Origin of the sequence: Streptosporangium sp. NPDC002721, assembly GCF_042888905.1 — a bacterium.
Lineage (GTDB): Bacteria > Actinomycetota > Actinomycetes > Streptosporangiales > Streptosporangiaceae > Streptosporangium.
In genome coordinates, this window is record NZ_JBIAQI010000094.1 from 1 (window position 1) to 1,480 (window position 1,480).

The following is a 1,480-nucleotide window of genomic DNA, read 5'->3' on the forward strand; positions in this document are numbered from 1 at the left end:
AGGGGTTTCCTGCTCGGCGGTGCGGTTATCGGTGCGGGCGCGCTGGTGACGGCGTGCACGGGCAACGAGGCCCCGGCCCCGGCCGCGGCTTCGGCGCCGGCTCCGGCGCCGGCCGCGACCGGCGGCAACGACGCCCCCGGCGACAAGGTCGTCATCGGCTTCTCGGCGCCGGCGGCCGACCACGGCTGGATCGCCGCGATCGCCAAGAACGCCGAGGCCGCGGCCAAGGAGTACTCCGACATCGAGTTCAAGCCCGTCGAGCCGACCAACGACATCAACGCGCAGATCTCCGCGGTGGAGTCGCTGATCGCGGCCAAGGTCGCCGCCCTGGTGATCTTGCCCAACGACGGCCAGCAGCTCAACCAGATCGCCCGCCAGGCCTCCGATGCCGGCATCCCGGTGATCAACCTGGACCGGGTCTTTCCCGACAAGCTCTCCTACCGCACCTGGATCGGCGGCGACAACTACGGCATGGGCGTCGCGGCCGGGCACTACATCGGTAAGAAGCTCAAGGACAAGGGCGTGGCCAGCCCGGTCATCCTGGAGATCCAGGGCATCGCCACCCTGCCGCTGACCCAAGACCGCAGCAAGGGTTTCGAGGACGCGCTGAAGACCTACGGCTTCAGCGTGACGGCCAAGCAGGACGCGCAGTTCACCGTGGAGTCCGGCACCAAGGTGGCGGCCAACCTTTTGCAGGCGCACAAGAAGATCGACGCGATCTGGAACCACGACGACGACCAGGGCATCGGCGTGCTGGCCGCGATCAAGGAGGCCGGCCGCAGCGAGTTCTTCATGGTCGGCGGCGCCGGCTCGGCCAACGCGATGCGCGACATCCAGGCCGGCTCCGGCGTGCTGGAGGCGACCGTGACCTACAGCCCCACCATGGCCTCATCGGCGATCAAGCTGGCCCGCCTGATCGCCCAGGGCAAGGGCATGAGCGACCTGGTCGAGAACCAGGTGCCCCAGTCGATCACCCTGGCCTCGGAGACGATCACCAAGGAGAACGTGGACAAGTACCTGCCGCTGGGGTTTGAGTCCTGATGGTGGAGGCGAACAAGCCGCCGCTCGGGGTCGGCATGGTCGGGTACGCCTTCATGGGCCGGGTGCATTCCCAAGCCTGGCGCAGTGTGGGGGCGTTCTTCGACCTGCCGGCCCGGCCGGTGATGGCCGCGGTCTGCGGCCGCTCACCCGAGGGCACGGCGGCCGCGGCCCAGCAGATGGGCTGGGCCGCGCATGAGACCGACTGGCGCAAGCTGATCGCCCGCGATGATGTGCAGATCGTCGACATCTGCACGCCGGGTGACTCACACGCCGAGATCGCGATCGCCGCGCTGGAGGCCGGCAAACACGTGATCTGCGAGAAACCGCTCGCCAACACCGTCGCCGAGGCCGAGGCGATGGCCGCGGCCGCCCGCTCCGCTGCGCAGCGGGGGGTGTATGCGATGGTGGCGTTCAACTACCGGCGGGTGCCGGCCGTGGC

The 1,480-nt window shown here is 69.3% G+C and carries 2 protein-coding genes; both read left to right on the forward strand.

Translation table 11 applies throughout. The features are described from left to right. A partial coding sequence (locus ACFYWM_RS44695; RefSeq protein WP_389927992.1) for a substrate-binding domain-containing protein occupies nt 1-1,041 on the forward strand: 1,041 nt, incomplete at its 5' end. Next, nucleotides 1,041-1,480 (forward strand): Gfo/Idh/MocA family protein (locus tag ACFYWM_RS44700; RefSeq protein ID WP_389927994.1); only part of this gene is annotated, 440 nt, incomplete at its 3' end. The genes ACFYWM_RS44695 and ACFYWM_RS44700, both read left to right, overlap by 1 nt.